The sequence below is a fragment of the Marichromatium gracile genome (genome assembly GCF_004343155.1).
GTDB lineage: Bacteria > Pseudomonadota > Gammaproteobacteria > Chromatiales > Chromatiaceae > Marichromatium > Marichromatium gracile.
This window is the reverse complement of sequence record NZ_SMDC01000011.1, coordinates 18,877-38,987: the sequence shown is the minus strand read 5'-3', so window position 1 is coordinate 38,987 and position 20,111 is coordinate 18,877. Positions and strand designations below refer to the sequence as shown.

18 protein-coding genes are annotated in these 20,111 nt (G+C 70.0%); 7 read left to right on the top strand and 11 right to left on the bottom strand.

All coding sequences use genetic code 11. The features are described 5' to 3' along the window. The first annotated feature begins 52 nt into the window (after positions 1-52). Together EDC29_RS13895 and EDC29_RS13890 are read left to right on the top strand one after the other, a co-directional pair. The gene (locus tag EDC29_RS13895) at positions 53-931 is read left to right on the top strand and encodes an ATP-binding protein (protein WP_123139867.1); all 879 of its coding nucleotides are present in this window, start codon (positions 53-55) and stop codon (positions 929-931) included. Positions 932-999: 68 nt separating this feature from the next. Further along, positions 1,000-1,611, top strand: a complete 612-nt coding sequence (locus EDC29_RS13890) for a hypothetical protein (RefSeq protein WP_123142382.1) — start codon at positions 1,000-1,002, stop codon at positions 1,609-1,611. Positions 1,612-1,657: 46 nt separating this feature from the next. Here EDC29_RS13890 and EDC29_RS13885 read toward each other — a convergent pair whose 3' ends face one another. From EDC29_RS13885 to EDC29_RS13875, 3 genes are read right to left on the bottom strand one after another with little or no spacing between them, the layout of a single operon-like run. Continuing rightward, entirely contained in the window at positions 1,658-2,668 is a 1,011-nt protein-coding gene (locus EDC29_RS13885; RefSeq protein ID WP_123139869.1) for a S49 family peptidase, read from the bottom strand. 21 nt (positions 2,669-2,689) lie between these two features. Then, positions 2,690-3,355: an HAD-IA family hydrolase gene (locus tag EDC29_RS13880; protein ID WP_132230379.1), complete on the bottom strand. Its 666-nt coding sequence runs from the start codon at positions 3,353-3,355 to the stop codon at positions 2,690-2,692. Continuing rightward, positions 3,352-4,353 carry an RluA family pseudouridine synthase gene (locus EDC29_RS13875; RefSeq protein WP_190288044.1) on the bottom strand — a complete coding sequence of 334 codons (1,002 nt, stop codon included), beginning with the start codon at positions 4,351-4,353 and terminating at the stop codon, positions 3,352-3,354. Before EDC29_RS13875 ends, EDC29_RS13880 begins: the two co-directional genes overlap by 4 nt. Positions 4,354-4,935: 582 nt before the next feature. Between EDC29_RS13875 and rne the strand changes: the two genes are divergently transcribed. The 4 genes from rne to EDC29_RS13855 all read left to right on the top strand — a co-directional run bounded on the left by rne (position 4,936) and on the right by EDC29_RS13855 (position 11,422). Continuing rightward, positions 4,936-8,130 (top strand): ribonuclease E, encoded by a 3,195-nt coding sequence (gene rne, locus EDC29_RS13870; protein ID WP_132230377.1) that lies wholly within the window; start codon positions 4,936-4,938, stop codon positions 8,128-8,130. Positions 8,131-8,275: 145 nt separating this feature from the next. After that, positions 8,276-9,505 (top strand): sulfotransferase, encoded by a 1,230-nt coding sequence (locus tag EDC29_RS13865; RefSeq protein WP_132230375.1) that lies wholly within the window; start codon positions 8,276-8,278, stop codon positions 9,503-9,505. Next, positions 9,499-10,665 (top strand): glycosyltransferase, encoded by a 1,167-nt coding sequence (locus EDC29_RS13860; protein WP_123142377.1) that lies wholly within the window; start codon positions 9,499-9,501, stop codon positions 10,663-10,665. Before EDC29_RS13865 ends, EDC29_RS13860 begins: the two co-directional genes overlap by 7 nt. Positions 10,666-10,693: 28 nt before the next feature. Then, entirely contained in the window at positions 10,694-11,422 is a 729-nt protein-coding gene (locus tag EDC29_RS13855; protein WP_338086183.1) for a DUF2334 domain-containing protein, read from the top strand. Here EDC29_RS13855 and EDC29_RS13850 read toward each other — a convergent pair. Continuing rightward, complete coding sequence (locus EDC29_RS13850) at positions 11,403-11,891, bottom strand: low molecular weight protein-tyrosine-phosphatase (protein ID WP_123139875.1); 489 nt, start codon at positions 11,889-11,891, stop codon at positions 11,403-11,405. The genes EDC29_RS13855 and EDC29_RS13850 overlap by 20 nt on opposite strands. Before the next feature lie 62 nt (positions 11,892-11,953). Continuing rightward, on the bottom strand, positions 11,954-12,337 hold the full coding sequence (locus tag EDC29_RS13845; RefSeq protein WP_132230373.1) for a hypothetical protein: 384 nt from the start codon (positions 12,335-12,337) through the stop codon (positions 11,954-11,956). Between the two features lie 164 nt (positions 12,338-12,501). On the opposite strand from EDC29_RS13845, the gene EDC29_RS13840 reads away from it, so the two are divergent. Next, positions 12,502-12,822: a hypothetical protein gene (locus EDC29_RS13840; RefSeq protein ID WP_005224395.1), complete on the top strand. Its 321-nt coding sequence runs from the start codon at positions 12,502-12,504 to the stop codon at positions 12,820-12,822. A 10-nt stretch (positions 12,823-12,832) separates the two neighbouring features. Here EDC29_RS13840 and kdsB read toward each other — a convergent pair whose 3' ends face one another. From kdsB to EDC29_RS13810, 6 genes are all read right to left on the bottom strand, one after another. Next, the gene (kdsB, locus tag EDC29_RS13835; protein WP_132230371.1) at positions 12,833-13,603 is read right to left on the bottom strand and encodes a 3-deoxy-manno-octulosonate cytidylyltransferase; all 771 of its coding nucleotides are present in this window, start codon (positions 13,601-13,603) and stop codon (positions 12,833-12,835) included. Beyond that, positions 13,596-14,588, bottom strand: a complete 993-nt coding sequence (gene lpxK, locus EDC29_RS13830) for a tetraacyldisaccharide 4'-kinase (RefSeq protein WP_132230369.1) — start codon at positions 14,586-14,588, stop codon at positions 13,596-13,598. Before lpxK ends, kdsB begins: the two co-directional genes overlap by 8 nt. After that, entirely contained in the window at positions 14,588-16,369 is a 1,782-nt protein-coding gene (msbA, locus tag EDC29_RS13825; RefSeq protein ID WP_123139879.1) for a lipid A export permease/ATP-binding protein MsbA, read from the bottom strand. Before msbA ends, lpxK begins: the two co-directional genes overlap by 1 nt. Then, positions 16,366-16,794, bottom strand: a complete 429-nt coding sequence (locus tag EDC29_RS13820) for an ExbD/TolR family protein (RefSeq protein WP_123139880.1) — start codon at positions 16,792-16,794, stop codon at positions 16,366-16,368. Before EDC29_RS13820 ends, msbA begins: the two co-directional genes overlap by 4 nt. Further along, a complete protein-coding gene (locus EDC29_RS13815) occupies positions 16,791-17,420 on the bottom strand; it encodes a MotA/TolQ/ExbB proton channel family protein (protein WP_123139881.1) in 630 nt (209 codons plus the stop codon). Before EDC29_RS13815 ends, EDC29_RS13820 begins: the two co-directional genes overlap by 4 nt. 237 nt (positions 17,421-17,657) lie before the next feature. Further along, positions 17,658-20,078, bottom strand: coding sequence for a DNA internalization-related competence protein ComEC/Rec2 (locus EDC29_RS13810; RefSeq protein ID WP_243695652.1), 2,421 nt, complete (start codon positions 20,076-20,078; stop codon positions 17,658-17,660). Between the last annotated feature and the right edge of the window lie 33 nt (positions 20,079-20,111).

The following is a 20,111-nucleotide window of genomic DNA, read 5'->3' as shown; positions in this document are numbered from 1 at the left end:
GACACCGGGCGCCCGCCCACCCGGGCGGGCGTCGCACACCCCAGGAATGCCCATGTCCGAACTCGAACACCTCTTCGCCCGTGCCGAGACCCTGATCGATCGTCTCGAGCGGGTGCTCGTCCCCCACACCCCGACACCCGACTGGTCGGCCCACGCCTACCTCTGGCGCCGGCGCGGCGACCACGGCGGCGAGTTGCAGGCATTGCCCGCGCCGCACCGGCTCGCGCTCGACGACCTGCTCTGCCTGGAGCGGCAGAAGCAGGAGATCCTGCGCAACACCGAGCAGTTTCTCGCCGGGCGCAGCGCCAACAATGTGCTGCTGTGGGGCTCGCGCGGCACCGGCAAGTCATCGCTGGTCAAGGCCGTGTTCAATGCGCTGCGCGAACAGGGCCTGCGGCTGATCGAGGTCGACCGTGACGACCTGCTGCAGCTGCCCGACATCCTCGCGCTGATCCGCGATCGCCCCGAGCGCTTCATCCTGTTCTGCGACGACCTCTCCTTCGAGCCCGGCGAGTCGAGCTACAAGGCGCTCAAGGCCGCGCTCGACGGCTCGATCGCCGCCACCCCCGAGAACCTGCTGATCTACGCCACCTCCAACCGCCGCCACCTGCTGCCCGAGTTCCACTCCGAGAACCGCGAGGCGCGGGTGGTCGACGGCGAGCTGCACCAGGGCGAATCGGTCGAGGAGAAGATCTCGCTGTCCGATCGCTTCGGACTGTGGGTCTCCTTCCACCCCTTCAGCCAGACGCAGTACCTGGCGGTGGTGCGCCACTGGCTGGAACGGTTGGAGCACGCTGGGTTGAACGAGGACTGGCCCGAGATCGAACGCGCCGCACTGCAATGGGCGCTGCGCCGCGGCTCGCGCAGCGGGCGCACCGCCTGGCAGTTCGCGCGCGACTGGGCCGGGCGGATGCGAACGGGCGAGGTCTGACGGAGGGCTGCCGACGACACGGGTTCGGTGGATAATCGGGTGGCGAAACACGCCATGGAGACCATCGCATGAAACAAACCAGCCCGCTGTACGCCGCCCTCCTCGCCCTCGGCCTGCCCCTGACGGCGAGTGCCGCCGCCGACCCGGTGATCGAGCAGATCGAGGCGGCCGAGACGGCCTACGAGGACGGCGCCCTGCGCGGGGCCATCGGTCACCTCGAGGCGGCCATCGCCGAGGTCCAGGAGAAGATCAGCGCGGGCCTGCTCGAACTGCTGCCCGAGCCGCTCTCCGGCTGGCAGGCCGATGAGGCGGTGGCCGAGTCCGGCGGCATGGCGAGCATGATCACCGGTACCCACCTGAGCCGTCGCTACTATCGCGAGGACGGCAGCGACCTGACGCTCAGCCTGATGGCCGACTCGCCGATGATGCCGATGCTGACCATGGCGCTGTCGATGCCGATGATGATGCAGGGCAACCCCGAGCTCAAACCCTATGCCCTCGCCGGCCATCGCGGCATGGTCGAACACGCCTCCGGCACGCGCGACTACGAGATCACCCTGATGGTCGGCAGTCGGCTGGTGGTCCAGGCCCAGGGGACGGGGCTGGATGACAAGGGCGCGCTCGAGGACTATCTCAAGCAGCTCGACTTCGATGCGATCGAGGAGGCGCTGGGCAACTGATCGCGGTCTGCCCCGGCGATGCGCGGTGCGCGTCGCCGGGGTGGTCTCAGCGCAGCACCCCGGCGTCGAGCCCGCCGAACAGGGCGCCGAGCGCCCCGGCCATGCCGCCACCGAGCCGCTCGGCGAAGGAGTCGAGCAGGTCGCGCTTCTGGGTGTAGTCGACCACGGTCTCGGTGCCGAGCTGCTCGCGCGCCACCGTCCCGGCGCTCGCCAGACCATCGATCAGGCCCAGCTCGAGCGCTTGCTCGCCACTCCAGAACAGCCCGCTGAAGAGTTCGTCGCCGCCCTGGAGACGATCGCCACGGCCTTCCCGGACCTCGGCGATGAACTGCTGGTGCAGGGTATCGAGCACCCCCTGGATGAAGACGCGCTGCGACTCGGGCAGCGGCGAGAAGGGATCGAGAATACCCTTGTTGGCGCCGGCGGTGAGCAGCCGGCGCTCGATGCCGAGGTCGGCGAGCAGGCGATCGAGCCCGAAGCTGCCGATGCGTACCCCGATCGAGCCGACCAGGCTGGCCTTGTCGGCATAGATGGCATCGGCGCCGACGGCGATGTAATAGCCCCCCGAGGCGCAGAGATCGGCGGCCACTGCGTACACCGGCAGGTCGTCGCCATCATGGGCCTCGCGATATTTCGCCTTGAGCCGAGCGATCTCGTCGTTGATGTAACCGGCCTGCACCGGACTGCCGCCGGGGCTGTTGATACGCAGGATCACCCCCTCGACCTTGTCGTTGTCGAAGGCCTTGCGCAGCGCCCCGACCACCCGATCGGCGCTGGCGTCACTGTCGGCGGCGATCACCCCGTCGATCTCGATCAGCGCCGCGTGCGGCTCGGTCAGCTCCATGCGCCGATCCCAGTCGCGCACCGAGGCGGCTACCACCAGCCCCACCAGATAGAGCAGGATCAACAGCTTGAGCACCAGCCCCCAGCGCCGCGCGCGGCGGCGCTCACGCATGTAGTCGAGCGCCAGATGGTTGATCAGCGCCCGCTCCCAGCCGGGCTGGTCGGGGTCGGGCATCGGCGGCTTGCGCCAGCGTTTCCAGAATCGCCACTGCATGGTCTCGGTCTCCGTCCTGCTTCAGATCTCGGTCATCGCACGCGCGGCCAGCCACTCCGGGATCGCGCTCACCGCGTCCAGACAGTCCAGCGGCTGGTGCGCGCGCAGTCGCTCCGGGGGGTGAACCCCGTAGCTCACGGCCAACCCCGCCACCCCGGCGTTGCGCGCCATCTGCATGTCGAACTCGGTATCACCGATCATCAGCGTCTCGGCGGCACTGGCACCGAGCTCGTCCATCAGCTCCAGGAGCATCTGCGGGTGGGGCTTGGAGAAGGTCTCGTCGGCGCAACGGGTGGCATGGAAGAAACCGCCCAGCCCGGTCTCGCGCAGCGCCTTGTCGAGCCCGGCGCGACTCTTGCCGGTGGCCACCGCCAGCCGACAGCCGCGCTCGGTCAGCGTCGAGAGCACCTCGGCGGCGCCCGCGAACAACGCCGAGGCGTTCGGCGTGGCACCGAGGAAGCGACGCCGATAGGCGAGGATCAGCGCCTCATAGACCTCGGGCTCGGCCCCCGGCAGCAACTCCCGCGTGCCCCGCTCCAGGCTCAGCCCGATGATCTCGCGCGCCGCCTCGCGCGGCGGCGGCTCCAGGCCCAGCTCGACGAAGGCACGCTGCATGCAATCGACGATATGGGCCTCGGAATCCATCAGGGTGCCGTCCCAGTCGAACACGATCAGCTCGAAACTCACGCGGTCTCCTCCAGTGCGTCCAGCAGCCGCTGCAGCGTCTCCGGCAGCGGCGCCTCGACGTGCAGCGGCCGACTCATGTATTCGGCGCGAAAGCTCAGCGCCGCGGCGTGCAGGAACAAGCGATCGAGCCCGAGCGCCCTGAGTTCCCGGTTCCAGTCATCGTCACCGTATTTGGGGTCGCCGGCGAGCGGCGCGCCGAGATGGGCGGCATGGACGCGGATCTGATGGGTGCGGCCGGTGACCAGGGTGGCCTCGACCAGGGTCGCCACCCGCGACCCGGCGCGCAAGCGCCGCAGCCGGCGGAAGCGGGTGCGCGAGGCCTTGCCCTCGACCGGATCGACGCTGACCATGCGCTCGCCGCCGCGCAGCACGTTCTTGCGCAGCGGCGCGTCGACGGTCATCTCGGCGCGCGGCAGCTCGCCGCCGATCAACGCCAGATAGCGCTTCTCGATGCCATCCTCGCGCATCATCCGGTGCAGCTCGCGCAGCGCGCTGCGCCGCTTGGTCACCACCAGGCAACCGGAGGTGTCGCGATCGAGCCGGTGCACCAGCTCGAGCTCGCGCCCGGGATGGAGCTGGCGCAGCGACTCGATCAGCCCGAAGCTCAGTCCGCTGCCGCCGTGCACCGCCAGCCCCGAGGGCTTGTCGATCACCAGCAGCCGGTTGTCCTCGTAGAGCACCGCGCCCTCGAGCCGCGCCAGCCAGCCCTCGGGCGCGCGCGCCGGGGCGCGCTGCTCGGGCAGACGCAGCGGCGGGATGCGCACCATGTCCCCGGCGCGCAGCCGATGGCTGGCCTTGACCCGCCCCTTGTTCACCCGCACCTCTCCACGACGGAGTATGCGATAGAGATGGCTGCGCGGAACGCCCTTGATGAAACGGAGCAGGAAGTTATCGATACGCTGTCCGTCGGACTCGGCATCGACGCGGACCAGACGCGGCCCGGTATCCGCACCGCCCTTGGCGGACGCGGGATCTGGATGGGAATCTGGTGGACTCAAAGGGGATAGCCTTGCCTTGTTGGCTCAATTGATGCTAATAGTCTTCGCTGCTACCATGAATCGCTTGCGCTGGCCTGTGGAATATCGATCATTCCGGGAGCGGCGAGCGCAGCCGAAGGTTGGTCCGCGCCCACTCGAAACCGGCCGGGACGACGCCTTCGCGCCGGAAGCCGTCTTTCGACATCTTAGCCACGCCTGCCCGAGGGCAGCATTGGGTATCGCGCGCGGACTCGAGCAGCGAGCAATCGCGCATTCTACACCCTCTGCGTTCCGCGCGCCGTGCGCCAAGGCAGGCCAACGCATCCGGCACCACCCTCGCCGCTCCGAACACCTCCCCCTCCGCATGGACGGGGACAAGAACCCGCGGGCGCCCGCCAGCGCCCGTCAACGATAGTTCATGCGCGCGTGCCCGTTCCGGGTCCCGTCTGGAGGCGACCGAACGGACAGTGCTGATGCCGTCGGATCCTTGCTCACCGTGGGACGAACGGCAACGCGCCGAGCCGCCCCCAGGTCAGCCACCGGGGGTCCGCGGCGAACCGTCCCCCATGACGGGACACGCGCCGTGGTGAGAGAAGGAACAACATGAAAAGAATGCTGATCAACGCAACTCAGCCGGAAGAGTTGCGCGTCGCGACCGTCGACGGTCAACTGCTCTACAACCTCGACATCGAATCCCCCGGCCGGGAACTGAAGAAGGCCAACATCTACAAGGGCACCATCACCCGCGTCGAGCCCAGCCTCGAGGCCGCCTTCGTCGACTATGGCGCCGAGCGCCACGGCTTCCTCCCCCTCAAAGAGATCGCCCGCGCCTATTTCGAGCCCGACTCGGTCAAGCCCGGCTCGCGCATCAACATCAAGGAGGCGGTACGCGAGGGCCGCGAGGTGGTGGTGCAGATCGACAAGGAGGAGCGCGGCAACAAGGGCGCGGCGCTCACCACCTTCATCTCGCTGGCCGGGCGCTATCTGGTGCTGATGCCCAACAACCCGCGCGCCGGCGGGGTGTCGCGCCGCATCGAGGGCCAGGACCGCAGCGAGCTGCGCGACGCCATGAGCCAGCTCGAGATCCCCGAGGACATGGGGCTGATCGTGCGCACCGCCGGCGTCGGCAAGAGCGTCGAGGAACTGCAGTGGGATCTCGACTACCTGCTGCAGCTGTGGAAGGCGATCGAGACCTCCGGCGAGCAGCGCAAGGCGCCCTTCCTGATCTATCAGGAGAGCGATGTCATCATCCGCTCGATCCGCGACTATCTGCGCGCCGACATCGGCGAGATCGTCATCGACGACGCCGCCGTCTACGAACGCGCCGAGACCTTCATCCGTCAGGTGATGCCGCAGAACATCAAGAAACTGCGCCGCTACGACGACGAGGTGCCGCTGTTCACCCGCTACCAGATCGAGACCCAGATCGAGTCGGCCTTCCAGCGTGAGGTGCGCCTGCCCTCGGGCGGCTCGATCGTGATCGACCACGGCGAGGCGCTCACCGCCATCGACATCAACTCGGCGCGCGCCACCAAGGGCGCCGACATCGAGGAGACGGCGCTCAACACCAACCTCGAGGCGGCCGACGAGATCGCTCGCCAGCTGCGCCTGCGCGACCTCGGCGGCTTGTTCGTGATCGACTTCATCGACATGACCCCGCCGAAGAACCAGCGCGAGGTCGAGAACCGGCTGCGCGAGGCGCTCAAGCAGGATCGCGCCCGCGTCCAGGTAGCGCGGATCTCGCGCTTCGGACTGCTGGAGATGTCGCGCCAGCGACTGCGTCCCTCGCTCGGCGAATCGAGCCAGCAGGTCTGCCCGCGCTGCAAGGGTCAGGGCACCATCCGCGGGGTCGACTCGCTGGGCCTGTCGATCCTGCGGATAATCGAAGAGGAGGCGATGAAGGACAACACCCAGCGCATCCTCGCCCACCTGCCGGTCAGCGTCGCCACCTTCCTGCTCAACGAGAAACGCCGCACCATCGTCGACATCGAGCAGCGCCAGGAGGTCGAGATCCTGCTGGTCCCGAACGAACACCTGCTCACCCCCGACTACCAGATCGAGCGCATCCGCACCCAGGATGTCACCAAGCAGGACGAGGGCCGACAGAGCTACGAGATCGCCGCGGCCCCGCCCGAGCCGGAGGCCGAGTCGCGCTATACCCGACTGACCGCGCCACCGCGTATCGAGGAGCCGGCGGTCAAGCAGGTCACCCCCGCCACCCCGGTGCCGCAGCAGCGCCCGAACCCGCAGCGGACGACGCCCAAGACCCCGGCCGGACTTCAGGAGCCCGAGCGCAGCGAGCCCGAGAGCCTGATCAAACGGATCTGGACCGGGTTGTTTGCACCGCGCCAGATCGAGGCCCCGGCGAGCCCCCAGAGCGAATCTCAACACCACTCCGAGCGTGGCCACGCCAAGCCCCGCGGCGAGGGCGAGGGTAGCAAGTCCCGCGAGCGCAAGCGCAGCACCCCTCCGGAGGGGCGCGGCGGCGAAGGCGAGGAGAGCGGCCGCAGCGCGCGCAACGGCGAGGGCCGCAGCCGACGCAGCAGCACACGCAATCGTCCCCGCCGCAACGAGAACGGCGGTCGCGCCGCCAAGGGCAAGGGTGACGACGAGCGCACGCGCGAGCCGCAACAACCCCAGGGTGGTGAATCCAACAAGCCGCAGCGCAGCGATGCCGACGAGGCCCAGGAACAGTCCAGACGCAGCACCGAGGCGAGAACGGAGCGGTCGGCACCGGAGACGGCCAAGGGCAACGGCGAGAACACGACGCCACAACAGGATGGTGCCGGCGAACGACCGCGCTCGACCCGGCGGCGACGCGGCGGACGCAACCGCCGCCGCAGCACCCCCACCAACGGCGGCAACGAGCAGCCCAACGGCAACGACCGCGAACGCGCACCGACCCAGTCACGCGTCGAGCACAATGCAGCGACGGAGACAGAGGCACCGGCCACCGAGACCCGGCACAAGCCACAGGCGCTCCTGCCCGCGCCCCAGACAGGTGCCGAGGCCAAGCAGTCGGACAGCGACAGACAGTCCGCGAGGGCGAAGTCGGAGCCGTCCCAGGGCCAATCGAGCGCCGCAGCGCCCAAGCCGGAGACTGCCAAGGACAAGTCGACCGCCGCGTCAGCCAAGCCTGAAGCGGGCAAGGACAAGCCGACTGCCGAGACAGCCAAGCCGGAGTCGGGCAAGGACAAGCCGACTGCCGAGACAGCCAAGCCTGAACCGGGCAAGGACAGGCCGGCTGCCGAGACAGCCAAGCCTGAACCGGGCAAGGACAGGCCGGTCGCCGAGACAGCCAAGCCTGAACCGGGCAAGGACAGGCCGGTCGCCGAGACAGCCAAGCCTGAACCGGGCAAGGACAGGCCGGCTGCCGAGACAGCCAAGCCGGAGTCGGGCAAGGACAAGCCGACTGCCGAGACAGCCAAGCCTGAACCGGGCAAGGACAAGCCGGTCGCCGAGACAGCCAAGCCGGAGTCAGAGTCGGGCAAGGACAAGCCGACTGCCGAGGCGCCCAGGCCGAAGCCCGCCGGGGAGCAACCCGCGGCGACCTCGAAACCCGAGAGCGGCGAGCACAAGAGCGCCACGGTGAGCAGGTCCGAACCGACCCGCGAGGCGCAGTCTCACTCAGAGACCGCGACGAGTGCGCCCACACCGCCCCCGGAGTCGCGACCACAGACGCCCCCCGCGGCGCCCAAACCCGCCACCGAGGCGCCAGCGGCAGCGCCGGAGCGCGCCCCGCGACCCGCGGCCACCGTCGAGAGCGAGAAACGGATCACGCAGGAAGACGGCGACTGAGGTCGCGATCGTCACCTCGTGCGTGCTAGGGTCCGCCCTGCTGCGGTTACCCTGAACCCGTGCGGGTCGTCATCGGCGACCCGCACGCATGCACCACCGGAGCCCGCAGGCGCACTCGTGGCGGCGCCCGGGCTGAGGACGGACGATGTTCAGACTCTTCATCTCCAGCCAGCTGCACCTCCTCGGGCTCGCCCTGCGCGCCCTCCTCCCCAGGCGCGGCGCCGGCCGGGCGGGTTATCTCCGCCCCCTGCTGATGCTCGGCTTCGTGCCGCTGTTCGCCCTGGTCCAGCTGATCCACTGGCTCGGGCTGGCGCTCGACGAGCTACTCTACCCCGACTATCGCCGGGTCCAGGTCCGCGAGCCGCTGTTCATCCTCGGCGTACCGCGCAGCGGCACCACCCATCTCCACCGGGTGCTGGCCGAGGATCCCGGTGTCACCACCTTCACCACCTGGGAGTGTCTGTTCGCGCTCTCGATCACCGCCCGCCGCTTCTGGCTCGGCCTCGGCCGACTCGACGCCCGGCTCGGCGCCCCGCTCGCCCGGCTGTTGCGCCGGATCGAGCGCCACGCCTTCGGCGCCCTGGACGCGGTCCACAGCATGCGCCTCGATGACCCCGAGGAGGACTACTTCGCACTGCTGCCGGCGCTCGCCTGCTTCATCCTCATCCTCCCCTTCCCCGACTCGAGCCGACTGTGGCGGATGGGCAGCTTCGACCGCGACATGCCCGAGCCGCTGCGCAGCCAGCTCCTCGAGCACCATCATCGCTGTCTGCAGCGCCATCTCTACGTCCACGGCACGGACAAGCGACTGCTGTCGAAGAACGCCGCCTTCGCCCCGCTCGCCGGGGCGCTGCGCGCGCGCTATCCCGACGCCCGCTTCGTGGTCTGTCTGCGCGCCCCGCAGGAGACCCTGCCCTCGCAACTGAGCTCGATCGCCGGCGGCGCCAAGCTGTTCGGCGTCGGCGCGGTCGAGCCCGCGTTCGCGCGACGCATGATCGAGCAGCTCGGCTTCTACTACCACAACCTCGAACAGACCCTCGCCGAGGTCCCGGTCGAGCGCTGTGCCTGGGTGACCATGACGCAGCTGCGCGGGCAGCTCGGCCCGAGCATCGAGACCATCTACAACCAGCTCGGACTCACGCTCGACGCCGACTACCGCGCCCGCCTCCAGCAGCGTCAGCGCCATGCCCGACGCTATCGCAGCGCGCACCAGTACAGCCTCGCGCAGTTCGGACTCGACGCCGAGCGTATCGAACACGAGCTCGGCGCCTGCTATCGTCGTCTGTGTGCGCGTGCCATCGATGATCGGGACGCGCCGCCATCCGCCGCACCCCCGGCACCCACGCGAACCACGGAAACCGCGTTGCCATGTTGAGCACCTCGTGCCCAGACCAGCTCACCGCGCAGTCCGACCCGATCGACGCCTCGGGGCTACGCGTGGCCATCCTCTCCGACGCCGCCCCCGAGCGTAACGGGGTCGGCGCCTACTATCGCGACCTCGCCGATCATCTGCGCGCCGCCGGCGCCCGGGTCGAGTTGATCGCGCCACGCTATCGCCGCGGCAGCTGGCACGGCGGACTGACCTTCCCGCTCCCCGGCGACCCGACCCAGAGGCTGCTGCTGCCCTCCTGGCCGCTGGTCAGCGGCCGACTGCGCCGGCTGCGTCCCAACGCCATCGTCGTCCCCACCCCCGGCCCCTTCGGCATGCTCGGCATGCACCTGGCCGGGCGGCGCGATATCGCCCTGGTGGTCGGCTTCCACACCCACTTCGAGGCGCTCACCGACCTCTTCCCCGAGTGGAGCGGCCTGCGCGCGCGCGTGGCCAACGCCTATCTCGGCACCTGCCACCGCATGCTGTTCCGCCGCAGCCAGCTGGTGCTCGCCAACTCCCACGAGATGGTCGAGGTGGCACGACGCATCGGCGCCGACCGCGCAGCGCTGATGGCCACGCCGATCGCCAAGCGCTTTCTCGACTGCCCGCCGCGACCGGTCGCACCCCGACTCGGGCGGGTCCTGTTCGCCGGTCGACTGGCCCCGGAGAAGAACCTCGAGAGCATCGTCGAGGCCGCACAACGACTCCCCGAGATCGAATTCCTGGTCGCCGGCGACGGGCCGCTGCGCCCCTGGCTCGAGCAACGCTGCGCCGAGCATCCCAACCTCAGACACCTCGGCTGGGTGCGGCGCGGCCAGATCATGGCCCTGCTCGACTCGGTCGACGCCCTGGTGCTGCCCTCCCGGGTCGAGTCCTTCGGCACCATCGCGCTCGAGGCGATGGCGCGCGCGCGCACCGTGGTGGTTTCCTCGGCATGCGGTATCCTCAGTTGGGAGCTGCTCGGACGCGGGCTGCACGCGATCGGCGAGGACGAGACGCTCGCCGAGGCACTGGCGCGGGTCCGCGCGCTCGACCCGGCACTGCGCGAGCGCAAGGCGCACCTGGCACGCGCGGCGGCGATCGAGATCAACCGCCGCAACCTTCAACACTGGCTATCGGTACTCTCGGGCGATCATGGACACAGCGTCGACATGCGCGACTGACGACACCACCCCCAGGACCCTGGTCTCGGTGCATGATGTGATGCCCGAGACCCTGCCTCAGGTCGAGCGGTTGCTCGCCCTGCTCGAGGCCGAGCGGGTCTATCCGGTCACCCTGCTGGTGATCCCCGGCGGCGCCTGGGATCGCACCGCCCTCGCGCGGCTACGCCAGTGGCAGCGACGCGGCCACGAGCTGGCCGGACACGGCTGGCACCATCGCGTCGAGCGCTACGGCGGCTGGTATCACCGCCTGCACGCGCGCCTCATCTCGCGTGACGTCGCCGAGCACCTGGCGCTCGATGCCGAGGGCATCGGCGCGCTGGTCAACCGCTGTCACGCCTGGTTCGGCGATCAGGGGCTGGACGCGCCCGAACTCTATGTACCCCCGGCCTGGGCGATGGGCCGGATCGCGCGCTCGGCGCTCGCCGAGCTGCCCTTCGAGCGCTACGAGTACCTCTCCGGGGTGCTCTCGGCCGAGAGCGGACTGTTCGCGCCGGTGCCGATGCTCGGCTACGAGGCCGACACCGCGGCGCGCGCCCGCGCGGTCCGGCTGTGGAACCGCATCAACCGCAGCCGCGCGCGCGCCCGGGGATGGCTGCGCATCGGCATCCACCCACGGGATCTCGAACTGCGTCTGGCCGAATCGCTGCGCCAGGACCTGCGACGCTACCGTCATCACAGCCGCTATGCCGCGCTCACCGAGCGCCGCCCGGACCACGACGAAGGCGACGGCGCCGGGGTCACAGAAAACGTGCGTTGAGATCCTCGAGCAGACCGCGCGCGGCCGCCTCGACCATGTCGAAGACCTGATCGAAGCCGCGCCGACCGCCGTAGTAGGGATCGGGCACCTCGCGCTGCGAATAGTCCGGGGCGAAGTCCATCAACAGCCCCAGGCGCGACTCCAGCCCGGGCGGGCAGAGCGCGGCGAGATGCGCGTAGTTGTCCTGATCCATCGCCAGCACATAGTCGAAGCGCTCGAAGTCATCGGCGCCGACACACCGAGCGCGCAGGTCGCGGATATCGATGCCACGGGCGCGCGCCGTGTCGCTGGCGCGCTGATCCGGGCGCGCGCCGACGTGATAGGCATGGGTGCCGGCCGAGTCGATCTCGACGAGCTGTTCGAGCCCACGGGCGCGCAGCAGTTGACGAAAGACGCCGTGGGCGGTCGGCGAACGACAGATATTGCCCATGCAGACGAACAGAACCCTGGCCTTGATCTCGTGTTTCACCTCGCTACTCCCTCTATCGCTGGCTGACACCGTCCCGATCATAGCAGCGCCCGACGCCGGACTCAGTCGCCGGCACGCTCGCGTCTGAGCCGCTGCGCCTCGCGCTGGCGTGCCTGGGCGGCGCTCTGGCGCTCGAGCCGCAACCGCCAGCCGCCGCTGTCGCGCGCCGGCGCGTCAAGGGACGGGGAAGCGGCGCGCGACTCACGCCGCAGCGACTGCCAGGCGCGCCGCTCGTCCTGGCGCTGCTCGAGCAGCCGCGTGCCCGTCTGCCGGGTCGGCGCCGGGCGGCGACCGGCGGGTGCGCGGGCAGCGCCCTCGAGTCGCAACCAACCGCCGGCACCAGCAGCCTCCGCGGCACCGACCGCGGCGGCATCGGCCCCGACTACGGGCATGGCGAGCGTCCAGATGAAGACGGTGACGAAGGTACGGATGATCGGTGCACTCATGGTCTCGACCTCCAGCGGCCTGTCCGCGTGATTGACCCGCAAGGTCAGGTGCTGGAGTCCGCGACTGGAAAGCTCAACCCGGTGGCGCCATCATCGAGCACAGGGACAGACGCGGCACGGAGGCCGAGAAGACGGCGACAGGCTACACCCACCCGGGAGGCGCGATGCACACCAGACCCACGACCCCACAGGGCAGGCACGACCGCGAGGCGCTGCTGCACCAGGTCCGCACACTGCTCGGGCGCCGCTGTCGGCTGCGCGGCGCCTCCTGGCGACTGATCGACCTGCTCCCCGGCGAGGAGTTGCTGATCCTCGAGTCGGACGACGAGCACGCCGCCGAGATCCAGGCCGACCAGTACGGCCGGCCGCGCCAGCGACGCAATACCCTGCTGCAGGTACCGCTGTTCGACCGTCACCGCTGCCCCTCGGCACCGCTGCGCGAACTGCTCGACACCCTCACCCCGACCCTCGCACGGCGCCACTGAGGGCGACGCGTCAGTCGTCGGCGCTCATCCACGCCTCGGCACGCCCCAGGTCCTCGCGGGTATCGACCCCGGGGCCGGGGGTGCGCTCGGCGATGCCGACATGGATACGCTCGCCGTGCCACAGCACGCGCAGCTGTTCGAGCGACTCGGCGACCTCGAGCGGTGCCGGCGGCCAGGCGAGATAGCGCTCGAGGAACCCGGCGCGATAGGCGTAGAGCCCGATGTGACGGAGGAAGGTCACCGACTCGGGCAGGCTCGCGCGGCTGCCGAGGAACTCGTCGCGATGCCAGGGCAGCGGCGCGCGCGAGAAGTAGAGCGCGAAGCCCTCGACATCGGTCACCACCTTGACCACGTGCGGATCGAACAGCGCCTCGACCCGCCGGATCGGCGAGGCCAGGGTCGCCATCCCCGCCCCAGCGCACCCGCCCAGGTCGCTCGCCACCTGGTCGATCAGCGCCGCCGGCATGCAGGGCTCATCGCCCTGCAGGTTGACCACCACGGTGTCGGCCTCCCAACCACGCGCGGCGATCACCTCGGCCACCCGCTCGGTGCCGCTGCGGTGCTCCGTCGCGGTCAGTTGGGTCGCGGCACCGAGTCCGGCGCAGGCATCGAGGATGCGCGCGTCATCACTCGCCACCACCACCTCGTCGGCGCCGCTGGCGCAGGCCCGCGCCACCACGTGCCGGATCATCGGCTCCCCGGCGATCTCCAGCAGCGGCTTGCCCGGCAGCCTGGAGGAACCGTAACGCGCCGGAATCACCACCTTGAAACCCTTAGCCATGCCTCTTCACCCTTGCCAGTCGAGTCAACAGCCCCGCCAGCGAGTCGGCATCGAACTCAGCCTCGACGGGGACATACCAGTGATCACCGCCACCAAACCGGGCGCACTTGACAGCGTCCTTCTCGGTCATCAGCACCGGCCCCGCGGGCCAGGCCGCGACCTCGGCGGCGGTGAAGTCGTGATGATCGGGATAGGGGCGCGGGTCGAGCATCAGACCGTGCGTCTCGAGCATGGCGAAGAAACGATCGGGATTGCCGATCCCCGCCACCGCGCACACCCGCCGGTCCCGGAAGGCCGCCAACGGACGGCTGCGCCCGGACCCATCGAGCGCCAGCGCCGCGCCCGGCACCAGTCGCATCCGCCCCGCCCCCGGCGGCGCCTCACCGCCGTTATGGAGCACCAGGTCGACCGCCTCGAGCCGGCGCGGCGGCTCGCGCAGCGGCCCGGCCGGCAGACAGCGGCGGTTGCCCAGCCCACGGCGACCATCGACCACGGCGATCTCGATATCGCGCGCCAGACGGTAGTGCTGCAGCCCGTCGTCGGTGAGCAACAGGTCGCAGTCGCAGCGATCGAGCGCGAAGCGCCCCGCCGCCACCCGATCGGCGCCGACCACCACCGGACAGCCGGCGTGGCGCGCGAGCAGCAGCGGCTCGTCGCCGACCTCCTCGGGGGTATCGCTCGGCGCGACCCGGCGCACCCCGTCCTCGCGCCGGCCATAGCCGCGGGTGAGGACTGCCGGTCGCCAGCCGTGCTCGCGCAGCAGTCGGGCCAGGGCGATCACCGCCGGGGTCTTTCCGGTGCCGCCGACGCTGAGGTTGCCGACCACCACCACCGGCACCGGCAACCGTGTGCTCGCCAGCCAGCCGCGCCGAAAACCCAGCCGCCGCAGCATGGCGAGCGCGCAATAGAGCGCGCCGAGGGGCGCGAGCAGCACGCCGAGCCAGTGTCGGGCGTACCAGACGCGGGCCGGATCGATCCAGCGCATCAGTCCTCGACCGCGAGACCGTCGTGGAACTGCAGCCGGTGCAGCCGCGCGTAATAGCCGTTGCGCTCGAGCAGCGCCTGATGGCTGCCCTGCTCGACGATCCGTCCGGCATCGAGCACGAGGATGCGGTCGGCACGCTCGATGGTCGAGAGCCGATGAGCGATCATCAGCGTGGTGCGCTCCTCCATCAGCTCCTGGAGCGCGGCCTGGATATGGCGCTCGGCCTCGGTGTCGAGCGCCGAGGTCGCCTCGTCGAGGATGAGGATGGGGGCGTCCTTGAGCATCGCGCGGGCGATCGCCAGACGCTGGCGCTGACCGCCCGAGAGCAGCACGCCGCGATCCCCCACCACGGTGTCGAAGCCCTGCGGCAGGGCGCGGATGAACTCCAGCGCGTGCGCGCTCTCGGCGACCTGTTCGAGCCGCTCGCGGCTCGGCGGCTCGGGCTGGCCATAGGCGATGTTGTTGGCGATGGTGTCGTTGAACAGCACCACGTCCTGGGTGACCAGCGAGATCTGACGGCGCAACGAGCCCAGGGTGAGGTCGCGGATCGGCGTGCCGTCGATCAGGATCTCGCCCTCGCTGGGGTCGTAGAAGCGTGGCAACAGGCTGGCGATGGTGCTCTTGCCGCTGCCCGAGCGCCCCACCAGGGCGATCTTCTCGCCCGGGGCGACGATCAGCTCCAGCTCGCGGATCGCCGGCGGCTTGTCCGGGCTGTAGCGATGGGTGACGCCGCGATACTCGATCCGTCCGGCGGCCCGCTCGACCTCGCCGCGCCCGCGGTCGTCCTCCTCCTCGGCGTCGAGCAGCTCGAACAGGCTCTCGGCGGCGATGATGCCGCGCTGCAGATGGGCGTTGACCGAGGTCAGACGCTTGACCGGCGGCAGCAGCAGTGCCATGGCGACGATGAAGGACATGAAGGTGCCGACCGAGATGTTGTCCTGCAGCCCCTGCATGGTCGAGAGATAGACGATCACCGCGATCGCCATCGCCGAGATCAGCTGCACCAGCGGCACGCTCGCCGCCTCGGTGGCGATCATCTTCATCTGCAGCGAACGGGTCTTCTCGTTGATCGCGCCGAAGTGACGCGCCTCGCGCGCCTGACCGCCGAAGGCCTTGACCACCCGATGGCCGTCGATCACCTCCTGGGCGACATGGGTGAGCTCGCCGACGCGGTCCTGGATGCGCTTGCTGTGACGGCGAAAGCGCTTGGTCGCGTACTTGATGGCGCCGGCCATCAACGGCCCGATGAGCAGGAAGATCACCGACAGCTCGGCGTCGAGATAGAGCATGTAGGCCATCAGCCCGAGCACGGTGAAGCCGTCGCGCACCAGGGTGGTGACCGCCGAGGTCGCGGCGGTGGCGACGTTCTCGACGTTGTAGGTGAGCTTGGCGAGCAGATGGCCCGAACCGGTGTTGTCGAAATAGCGCGTCGGTGCGCGCAGCAGGTGCTCGAACATCTCCTGGCGGAGATCGGCCACCACCCGCCGTCCGACCCAGCTCAGACAGTAGTTGTTGACGAAGCCGGCGATACCGCGCCCGAGAAAGAGCGCGACCAGCAGCAGGGGCATCATCTGCACCACGGTCTCGTCGCGCTCGACGAAACTGCCGTCGATCAGCGGCTGCATCATCGCCGCGAACAGCGGCTCGGTGATCGCAAAGGCGAGCATGCCGACGATGGAGACGGAGAACATCCGCCAGTAGGGGCGGACGTAGCCGAGCAGGCGGCGATAGATGGCGCTCGCCGCAGCGGGCGCCGGGGATGGTGTCTGCGGGTCGCTCATGGCGCCTCCCCGTTGCGGGTCGCGGCGAAGGCGACCTGATTGAGTCCTTGGCGCGCGGTGGCATCAAGCGCGGTCATCACCGCCTGGTGCGGGGTGCGGGCATCGGCCTGGATCAGCACCGGCGCGCTGTCGCGCCCGGCGAGCGCGGCGGCGATCGCGCGACCCAGGGTCGCGGCGTCGGCACCGAGCACCCGTCGCTCGCCGATGAAGAAGACCCCCTCGGCGTCGATCACGATGGTCAGGGTCTCGGGCGGCTCCTCGGCTGGCGCCGCCACCCCCTCGGCCTCGGGCAGCTGCACCCGCAGCCGCGCCTCGTCCTTGAAGCTGGTCGAGACCATGAAGAAGATCAGCAGCAGGAAGACCACGTCGATCAAGGGCGTCAGGTTGATGTCGATCGGGGTCTTGCGCTGGGGTCGGAGGTTCATGCCCCGGCCTCCACGGTATCCTCGCGCTCGCCCTTGATCACCTCGATCAGACGCAGCGACAACTCCTCCATGTCGACCACCAGACGCGAGACGCGGTTGTCGTAGAAGCGATGGAACATCAGCGTCGGGATCGCCACCGAGAGCCCGGCGGCGGTGGTGATCAGCGCCTCGGAGATGCCCCCGGCGAGCACCCCGGGATTGCCCACGCCGGCCTCCATGATCACCGCGAAGACATCGATCATGCCCAGCACGGTGCCGAGCAGGCCGAGCAACGGGGTCACCGCGGCGATGGTACCCAGGGTGTTGAGAAAGCGCTCCAGCTCGACGACCACCTGGCGACCGGTCTCGGCGATCGCCTCCTTCATCACCTCGCGCGAGTGCATCCGATTGGCCAGACCGGCGGCGAGCATCCGCCCCAGCGGCGAGCCGTAGCGGATCTCCTCGATCTGGGTGTCGGAGAGTTGACCGAGGCGGTAGAGCTGCCAGATCCGCGCCAGCAGCCCCGGCGGCATGATGCGGGCACGGCGCAGCATCCAGGCGCGTTCGATGACGATCGCGGTGGCGACCACGGAGCTGGCGATGATCGGCACCATCAACCAGCCGCCGGCGTACATCAGATCTAGCAAGGGCGAACTCCTCGGCGCGGACTGTGACTGAAGGCCTCGCCCCAAATGGGCCGAGACTGACCCTTCATGATACTCGAAGCCCTCGACCTCCAGCCATCGGGGCATCGGCCGCCGATACGAACCGCAAAGACCCAAAGGAGACAAAGGATTTAAGTGCGAGCGCTCTGTTGAGGCGCGATCACGAATCACTGCAAGCGCAACACTCCCTTCCCTTGGCGCTCTTTGAGTCTTTGCGGTTCAATCCGTCCGGCTGATGGCCGGCGCTCGCTCCCGACAGGTCGGCGCGGTGAGCGGGGCCGGCAGCGGCACGAACCAGGCCGAGAGGGTACGGGCGCGACCGCAGGCCCAGGGGCAGCGCGGGGCGCAGCCGGCTGCGGGGCGGTGGCGCCAGAGCCGGTCGTGGCGGGCGCGCCAACCCGGCTCGATCGACAGGCCCTCGGCATCGAGACGCAGTGTCAGCGCGCCCTCGTGCGCCGTCCCTCGCGTCTCGATGTCACGCGCGATGAGGCGCGCGCACACCGTCTCGGCAGGGAAGCCGTAGTGATTGGCATAGCCCGATGCGACCAGCGCCAGCTCGGGCTCAACCGCATCGAGCAACGCCGCGCTCGACGAGCTGGCGCTGCCGTGATGGGCGAGCACCAGCACGCGACTGCGCAGGGCCGCGCCATGGCGCGCGACGAGTTGGCGCTCGACCGCGGCGCCGATGTCGCCGGTGAGCAGCACCGAGACATCCCCGACCTCGATGCGCAGCACGCAGGAGGCATCGTTGCCCGAGCCCCCCCCGGTCACTGGGTATAGGAAGCGAAAGCGCACCCCCGACCACGACCAGCCCTGCCCCGCCCGACAGCGCCCGACGCCGTCGAGGCCGAGCGCAGCCGGCTCGCCCGAATCGACGCGCCTGACCTCCACGCCGCGGCGCAGTCCCGCCAGCCCGCCGGCATGGTCACGGTCGGCATGGCTGATCACCAGCCGGTCGACCCGCTCGACGCCCTGGGCGCGCAACAGCGGCACCAGCACCGCGCTGCCGGTCTCGAAGCCACTGGCGAACCCTGGGCCGGTGTCATAGACCAGGGTGTGCTCATGGGTGCGCGCCACCACCGCCAGCCCCTGACCGACATCGACCAGGGTCAGCCACAATGCGCCCGGCGGTGGCGGCTGCGGGCGCACCAGCGCCAGCGCCGCCAGCCCCACCAGACCCAGCCAGCGCCCCGGCAGTCCGCGCGGGGCGAGCAGCAGCGCGACGCCCAGGGTCGCGGCCAGCCACACCCAGGGCGGACGCGCCGCCAGCGCGAAGGCCGCCCAGGGCTGATCGGCGATCCAGCCGAGACCAGCGAGTCCCTGCTCGAGCAGCCAGGCGACGGCATGCAGCGGCGCCGCCAGCCCGGGCAGCAGACTCAACACCGCGGCGACCAGCAACAGCGGCAGCAGCAGCGAGAACAGCGGCACCGCCACCAGGTTGACCAGGGGCGCGACCAGCGAGGCACGGGCGAACAGCAACAACAGCAAGGGCAACAGCCCGATGCTCACCGCCCATTGCACCTGCCCCCAGCGCCGCCACGGCGAGCGGCTCGGCAGGCGTCCGGTGAGCGCCAGCAGGATCGCCGCGACCGCGCCGAAGGAGAGCCAGAACCCGACCCCGAGCGGCGCCAGCGGATCGAGCGCGACCACCCCGGCGAGCGCCAGTACAAACCCCTGCCAGGGACGCAATGGCCGCCGCCAGAACAGCGCGCCGAGCACCACCGCGAGCATGATCAGCGCGCGCTGGGTGGAGATCGCGAAACCGGCGAGCGCCGCATAACCGAGCGCCGCGCCCGCTGCGAACAGTGCAGCGGCGCGGGGCGCGGCGAGCCACAGGCTCAAGCGCCGACTGCGCGACCACAGCAGGCGTGCCAGCCAGAATACCGCGGTTGCGATCACCGCCACATGCAGCCCGGAGATCGCCAGCAGGTGGTTGGTGCCGGTGCGGGTGAGCACCTCCCAGTCGCGCGGCGTGAGGGCATCGCGCAACCCCAGGGTGAGCGCCTGCACCGCACCGAGCGCCGGGCGCTCGCCGAGTGTTGCGGCGAGATGATCGGCGAGGCGCTGACGCAACCGCGCCAGCCGATAGCCAGACGGAGCGGGATCGAGCAGTCGCGGCGGCTCGCCGACGCGCAGATTGCCAGTCGCCACCACCCGTCGCGCGAACAGCCAGCGCTCGTAGTCGAATCCGCCCGGGTTGGCATAGCCGTGCACGGGCTTGAGCCGGACCGGCAACCGCCAGCGTTGACCGGGACTGAGCAGCGGGGCGTCACGATACCAGGACAGGCTGACCCGGCCAGTGAACTCGACCGACTCGCCGGCAGCGGAGGCGTGCTCGATCAGGAAGGTGAAGCGGGTGGCGCCGCCGCGCCGCACCGGCAGCGCATCGACCCGCCCCTCGACGACCAGAGGGACGCGCACCAGCTCATCGGGAAACGGCTGGCAGAGCGGCACGGAGAGCTGCCACAGCGACCAGCAGAAACCGAGCAGCGCGACACCGGCCAGACGAACCAGGGGGCGGCGCCACCCCGGCGACAGCACCAGCGCCGCCACCACCAACCAGCCCGGCGGCGGCAGCACCGGCAGCGGCAGCGCCGCCAGGACACCGAGGACGAAGGCGAGCGCTGCGGCGATCAGCACCAGCGGGCGGCGACCGGGTAGACAATCCGCACA